8 protein-coding genes are annotated in these 6,416 nt (G+C 72.1%); 2 read left to right on the top strand and 6 right to left on the bottom strand.

Annotation, left to right across the window (positions count from 1 at the left end; all coding sequences use genetic code 11):
* A partial coding sequence (locus tag ACFW2E_RS36185; protein ID WP_384473055.1) for a glycoside hydrolase family 6 protein occupies positions 1 to 663 on the bottom strand: 663 nt, incomplete at its 3' end.
* 184 nt (positions 664 to 847) lie between these two features.
* Between ACFW2E_RS36185 and ACFW2E_RS36180 the strand changes: the two genes are divergently transcribed.
* Entirely contained in the window at positions 848 to 1,534 is a 687-nt protein-coding gene (locus ACFW2E_RS36180) for a DUF5995 family protein (RefSeq protein WP_384473052.1), read from the top strand.
* A gap of 98 nt (positions 1,535 to 1,632) precedes the next feature.
* A complete protein-coding gene (locus tag ACFW2E_RS36175) occupies positions 1,633 to 2,562 on the top strand; it encodes an LLM class F420-dependent oxidoreductase (protein ID WP_384473049.1) in 930 nt (309 codons plus the stop codon).
* Between the two features lie 19 nt (positions 2,563 to 2,581).
* Here the strand turns inward: ACFW2E_RS36175 and ACFW2E_RS36170 are convergent, their stop codons facing one another.
* The 5 genes from ACFW2E_RS36170 to ACFW2E_RS36150 all read right to left on the bottom strand — a co-directional run.
* Positions 2,582 to 4,279: a flavin monoamine oxidase family protein gene (locus ACFW2E_RS36170; RefSeq protein ID WP_384473046.1), complete on the bottom strand. Its 1,698-nt coding sequence runs from the start codon at positions 4,277 to 4,279 to the stop codon at positions 2,582 to 2,584.
* 49 nt (positions 4,280 to 4,328) lie between these two features.
* Positions 4,329 to 5,117, bottom strand: coding sequence for a carbon-nitrogen hydrolase family protein (locus ACFW2E_RS36165; RefSeq protein WP_384473043.1), 789 nt, complete (start codon positions 5,115 to 5,117; stop codon positions 4,329 to 4,331).
* A gap of 244 nt (positions 5,118 to 5,361) precedes the next feature.
* Complete coding sequence (locus ACFW2E_RS36160; RefSeq protein ID WP_384473041.1) at positions 5,362 to 5,742, bottom strand: DUF742 domain-containing protein; 381 nt, start codon at positions 5,740 to 5,742, stop codon at positions 5,362 to 5,364.
* Positions 5,743 to 5,749: 7 nt separating this feature from the next.
* Entirely contained in the window at positions 5,750 to 6,187 is a 438-nt protein-coding gene (locus tag ACFW2E_RS36155) for a roadblock/LC7 domain-containing protein (protein WP_384473038.1), read from the bottom strand.
* On the bottom strand, positions 6,177 to 6,416 hold a 240-nt coding region (locus ACFW2E_RS36150; RefSeq protein WP_384473035.1), incomplete at its 5' end, for a hypothetical protein. The genes ACFW2E_RS36155 and ACFW2E_RS36150, both read right to left, overlap by 11 nt.

Below are 6,416 nucleotides of genomic sequence, written 5' to 3'. Positions count from 1 at the left end.
GGCCAGCGAGGCGAACCGGTCGGCCCGGCCGACGGCCGGAAGGCAGTCGGACTGGACGACCGAGTCCGGTTCCAGTACGACGATGACCCGGCCGGAGCCCAGCCCGCGGGCGAAGGCGTCGATCCAGGCGTCGTGCGCGGCGGGATCGGGCGCACCGCCCTGGGAGGCCCCGCCGCAGTCGCGGTCCGGAATCGCGTACGGCACGAGCACCGGTACCCGGCCCTGCGCGGCCGCACCCGAGGTGACCGCGCGCACCCGCGAGGCGATGGTCGCCGGGGTGAAGTCGGTGAACCGGACCGCGGCGGGCCGATCGGCGATGCGGGAGGCGATGACGGCGGTGCGCGGGTCACCGGGATGGGTCCGGACCCAGGCGAGCACAGGGGAGTCGGGATGGCGGTAGAGCCGCGCGGGTGCGGCTGCCGTCCGCCGCTCGGGCGCGGTGCGCGCGGGGGACGGCTTCGGGCCCGCCGTCCGCCTCTTCACCGAGGGCGAGGCGGCCGGAGTGCTCGCCACGGACCGCGACGGCACCGCGGGCAGCGGCGCCCGGCTCTGCGTGTACGTGGCCTCGGGCCGGGCCCGGTCGGAGCCGCGCCCGTCCTCGAGGGCCGACACCCTCCCGGTCACGGTGCCGACGGCGACCACGACCGAGGCCGCGGCGACCATCGCGGCCCGGCGGGCCGCGCACCTGCGCTCGGCCCTGCGGGCGGCCGGGCGCCGGGCACGTAAGCCCGACACGGTCCTGCTCCCCCTCCCCCTCACTGCTCGCGCGACGGGGTCGTTCCCCCGTTCCGGGGAAGCGCCGGTGCCGTCGGCACGCCCGTCAGCCTAGGACTGGGACCCTTCCACCATGGCGCAGTTGGAACACTTCACCACCTCTGTCGGCACCGTCGCCGCCCGTATGCGCGCCCTGGACGCCACCCTGCCCGAGCGGGACGGGGTCGCGGTGTTCAACCGCGTCTACCTGGCCGTCACCGAGGAGGTCGAACGGCGCCTGGACGACGGGCAGTTCGCGGACCGGCGGGCGGCGACCGCGCTGGACGTGCGGTTCGCGGAGCGCTATCTGGCCGCGGTGGAAGCGGTGGCGGACGACCGCCGTCCACCGGCCTGCTGGCGGCCGCTGTTCCAGCTCCGCCGCCACCCCGGCGTACGGCCCCTGCAGTTCGCGCTCGCGGGCATCAACGCACACGTCGGCCACGATCTGGCGCTCGCCGTCGTGGACACCTGCCGTACGCTCGACTGCGAACCGACCGACCTTGAGGACGAGTTCGACCGCGTGGGCGACCTCCTCGTGTCGCTGGAGGAGCGCATCCGCGAAGATCTGATGCCGGGCCCCGACCTGCTCCAGATCGCCGACCCGCTCACCCATCTCCTCGGTTCCTGGAGCCTGGAGCGTGCCAGGGACGCCACCTGGACGGCGGCGCGGGCCCTGTGGGCGCTGCGCAGGTTCGGGGAGGTCGCCGAGGAGTTCACCGAGCGCCTGGACACGGCCGTGGGCTTCGCCGGGCGCATGCTGCTGACCCCGCTCGCCGACTGAGTCGATCCGATCCGGCCAACTCCGCCACGCCTCACCGGAACTGCGCCGTGATCGCTGTAGGTTGCACGGGCAACCGATCGCGAAGGAGCACTCGGCACATGGCGACCAGGCTCGGACTCAGCCTTCCGCAGAATCGGCAGTACAACATCGGCAAGGACGTGCCCGACGTGGCCCGCACCGCAGAGGCCATCGGGTACGACAGCCTGTGGGTGTACGAGCGGGCCCTGTTCCCGGAGCCCGCCTCCCAGGGCCTGTACGGCATCGAGGGCCTTCCCTGGCCGGACTCGTACCGCGGCGTGGCCGAGCCGCTGGTCACCCTGACGCTCGCCGCCGCGGCCACCGAGCGCGTCCGCCTCGGCTCCAGCGTGCTGGTCGCGCCGCTGCACCAGCCGTTCCAGCTGGCCAAGGCCCTCGCCACGCTGGACGCGGCGAGCGGCGGTCGCGTGATCGCCGGTCTCGGCACGGGCTGGTCGCTGGACGAGTACGCGGCCGCGGGCATCCGGCCGATCGCCGAGCGCGGCAAGGTGCTCGACGAGATCATCGAGGTCTGCCGCGCGGTGTGGGGCCCCGACCCGGTGCGCTACGACGGCCGTATCACCAAGATCGAGTCGGCGGTGGTCGGGCCGAAGCCGGCCCGGCCGATCCCCATCCAGCTGGCGGGGAGCAACAAGAAGGCACTGACCCGGCTCGTCGACCACGCCGACGGCTGGCTGCCGATCGGCATGGGCGTCGAGCAGATCGCCGGACAGTGGCAGGAGTTGCAGGACCTGGCGGCCGAGCGCGGACGCAAGGAGCCGATCCAGACGGTCCTGCGGGTCAACGTCGCCTATTCGGCCAAGCCCTACGACGGACCCGATCGCCGCCCCTTCCAGGGGAACTCGGACCAGATCGTGGAGGACCTGGCCGCGCACGCGGCGATCGGGCTGGAGGAGGTCCTCCTCGACCTCCAGGGCAGCGCCCGGGACGCCGAGGAGCTCAGGGACATGGCCGCGGACGTCTATGAGAAGGCCCGCGCGGCCGGGGTGTAGGACGGGGCCTGGACGGGTCCTAGTCCTCGGGGAGCTCGACCGGCGCGATCTCGTCGTAGACGTCGCCCGGACCGGGGTTGGTCTCGTCGGTCGCTCCGCCGAAGTGGTGCATGACACCCCAGACCGCGTTCAGCGCGGTCTGGACGGCACCCTCGGCCCAGCCGGCCGTCCAGGAGATGTCGTCGCCGGCGAGGAAGATGCCCCGCTTGTCCTCGGGCAGCCGGTCCTGCATGAAGTGCGTGAACAGACGGCGCTGGTAACGGTAGTGGCCGGGCAGGTTGGCCTTGAACGCGCCCATGAAGTAGGGCTCGTTCTCCCAGGAGACGGTCACCGGGTTGCCGATGATGTGCTTCCGGATGTCGACGTTCGGGTAGATCTCGCCGAGCGACTTCAGCATGACCTCCATCCGCTCGTTCGCGGACAGCGGCAGCCACTTCAGGCTGTCGTCGCACCAGGTGTAGGACAGGCAGATGACGGCGGGCTTGTCCGGGCCCTCGTCGAGCAGGTAGGTGCCGCGGGTCATGCGGTCGGTGAGCGTCATCGACATGACGTCCCGGCCGGTCTGCTCGTCCTTGTCCAGCCAGAACGGCCGGTCCACGGGCACGAACAGCTTGCTGGACTCCATGTAGTGGGTCCGCTCGATGGCCGTCCAGTGGTCGATCGGGAAGAGCGAGTCGTCGCAGGCGATCTTCGACAGCAGCATCCAGGACTGGGCGGTGAAGACGGCCGCCTTGTAGGTGCGGATGTCACCGTTCGCGTCCGTGACGGTGATCTGGCTGCCGGCGGTGCGGTGCAGCCGGGTCACGGCCGGGCGCGGCTCGCCGTCGAGGTGCAGGGACTTCAGGGACGTCCCGTACGGCCAGTGCACGATCTTCTCCGGCTCGCGCTCCCACAGGCGCACCGGCAGCTGCTGGGAACCGCCGACGATGCCGCGGTGGTGGTCGTCGGCCTCGGTGTAGACGACGCGCAGGATCTCCAGGATGGAGTTCGGGAAGTCGGTGTCCCAGCCGCCGGTGCCGAAGCCGACCTGGCCGAAGATCTCGCGGTGCCGGAAGGACTTGAAGGCCTCGGAGTCGCAGAGGAAGCCGTAGAAGGTCTGGTTGTCGAGCTTCTCGACGAGCTTGGCCCAGATCTCGCGGATGCGCGGCACGTCGCGCTCGCGCAGGGCGCGGTTCATGTCGGAGAAGTCGGCGCCCTCGTCGAGGCACTTGTTCCACGCCTCGGCGACGTCGCGGTAGACCTGGGGCAGGTCGTCGATCGTCTCGGCGTAGTGCGACTCGCCCTTGAGGTCGACGACGGTCGAAGGCGTCGCCTCGGCAAGGGGGTTGGGGAAGGGCCTGGTCTCCAGGCCGACCAGGTCGATGTAGTGCTGGAGGGCGGTCGAGGAGGGCGGGAAGCGCATCGCGCCCATCTCGGCGGTCAGCGACGGGTCGCACCCGTCGAAGCCGACGGTGCGCAGCCGGCCGCCGAGCTGGTCGGCCTCGTAGACGACGGGCTTGAGGCCCATCTTCATGAGCTCGTAGGCGGCCACGATGCCGGACAGACCGCCGCCGATGACCGCGACCTCGGTGCCGTGCTCGGTCGCGGGGATCTGGCCGAGGCCCGCCGGGTGGGCGAGGAAGTCGTCGTACGCGTACGGGAAGTCAGGGCCGAACATGGTGATCGGCGGCTGCTGCTCGTCGGCGTGCTGGACGGCGTTGGGCACCGTGGACGTCATGGGGTACTGACTCCTTGCGCGGGGGAACTCGGGGGGAGGCTTGTGACGGTCAGACGAGGGACCCGTAGAGACCGGGGCGGCGGTCCTGCAGATAGGGGTTCGCCTCGCGGGAGGCGGCCAGGAAGGCGGGGTCGACGTCGGCGAGGACGAGTTCCTCACCGCGGCCGGCGCGAGTGCGGGCGACTCCGTCGGGGCCGGCGAGCGTGGAGAGCCCCACGAACTCGAACTCGCCCTCCGGACCGACCCGGTTGACGTACGCGACGTACATCTGGTTCTCCCAGGCCCGCACCGGGACGAGGGACTCGGCGACGAACTGGAACGGGTGCATCTGCGCCGTCGGCACGAGGAGCAGGTCGGTGCCGGCCAGGGCGTGGGCCCGGACGTTCTCCGGGAACTCGACGTCGTAGCAGATCATCAGGCCGACGGTCACGCCGTTCAGCTCGGCCTGTACGACCGGCTGGTCGCCCGGGGTGAAGTGGTCGCGCTCGAAGCAGCCGAAGAGGTGGGTCTTGCGGTAGTTCGCCAGGCGGGTGCCGTCGGCGGAGATCAGCTGGGCCGAGTTGTACACCGTGGCGCCGTCGCGCTCCGGGTAGCCGTAGGCGATGGCCAGACCGTGCCGGGCGGCGAGCTCGGCGATCGCGTCCGCGGCCTCGCCGTCGGCGGGCTCGGCGAGGCGGCCGATGTCGTCGCCGATCGCGTACCCGGTGAGGAACATCTCCGGCGCGGCCAGCAGCGCGGCGCCAGCGGCGGCGGCCCGGCCCGCGGCCTCGTCGAGGACCTTGAGGTTCTCGACGGTGGAGCCGGGGCGGCCGGAGCTCTGGAGCAGGGCGGTGCGCATGCTTGGTCCTCACCGGTACGGAAGGGTTTGGGGTCAGATAGAAGGTACGGTCGGCGCACTCGGCCGGACAAGGAGGAGCCGTTGCGTGCGGGTGAGCGGTTCGTTGCGTGCACCATGGATCCGGCGGCGATTCGTTGCGCGCCCTTGCCCGCGGATCCGGCCGAGGCCCGCCCCCCGAGGTGCGGTCAACCCGCCTGACCTGCCCAGACGACCGTCGTCCGGCTCCATGTGCAGTCCGCTGGGGTCAAAGCTCCCGCAGCCTCTCGACGATCTCCTTGAGCAGCTCCGGATCGGCCTCGGGACCCGCGGCCAGGAGACGGCGCGGTTCGTCGACGCGCACCAGACCGGCCTCGGCCAGGTCGCCGAGGAGCACGCGTACGACGGTCAGGGGGAGGTCGGCGTCCGCGGCGAGTTCGACGACCGGTCGCGGGCCGCGGCGCACCAGGTCGAGCAGGGCTGCACGGGCGTGGTCGACGTCCGGCCCGGCCGCCTCCGCCTCCAGGGCGGTGACCTGGGACATCAGGTCGATGGTGTGCCGGTCGGAGGGCTGGGTGCGGCCCCGGGTGACGGTGTAGGGGCGCACCATCGACCCGGTCTCGTCCTCGTACCAGTGGTCGTCGGTCACAGCCGGATCAGGTGGCCGAGCGCGTGGCGGCGTCCAGGTGGCGGCCCAGCCGGCGGACGAGCAGGGCCATCTCGTGGGCCAGCTGTCCGACGTCGGTCCGCGCCTCGCTGAGCACGGCCAGGCGGCTGCCGTCGCCGGCCGGGGTGATGAAGAGGTAGGCGTCCTCGAGCATCACCATCGTCTGCCGTACCTCTCCCGCCTCGAAGCGCTCCCCCGCCGAGCGGGCCAGGCTGTGGAAGCCAGAGCAAACGGCGGCGAGGTGCTCGATGTCCCGTCTGCGCATGCCCTCCGAGCAGCTCAGCGGGAGTCCGTCCGCGGTGAGGAGCACGGCGTGGCGTACGTGGTCGGTCCTGGCCACGAGGTCGTCGAGCAGCCAGCCGAGGCCGGTGCCGGGCGTTCCGGCGGCGGGCTCGGGCGGCTCGGGGGTCTGGTCGTCACCGTGCATCGTCGGCCTCCGTGCCTTCGTCGACGTCTGTACTCGCGGGCAGGCCCTTGCGGCCGCGTTCCAGGCCTCGCTGGAAGGCGCCGAAGACAGCCCGCATCTCCTCGGCGTCGGCCTCGCGCTCGGGCGCCGCGTCCCGGGGCGGCGGCTCGGCACGCAGCGGGGCGGCCAACGAGGCCTGCCGAACACGCGTGGGCAGGGCGGGGCTCGCGGATCCCTCGGCCGGTCCGTG

Source organism: Streptomyces sp. NPDC058964 (assembly GCF_042741275.1).
GTDB lineage: Bacteria > Actinomycetota > Actinomycetes > Streptomycetales > Streptomycetaceae > Streptomyces.
This window is presented reverse-complemented; position numbering and strand designations above follow the sequence as displayed.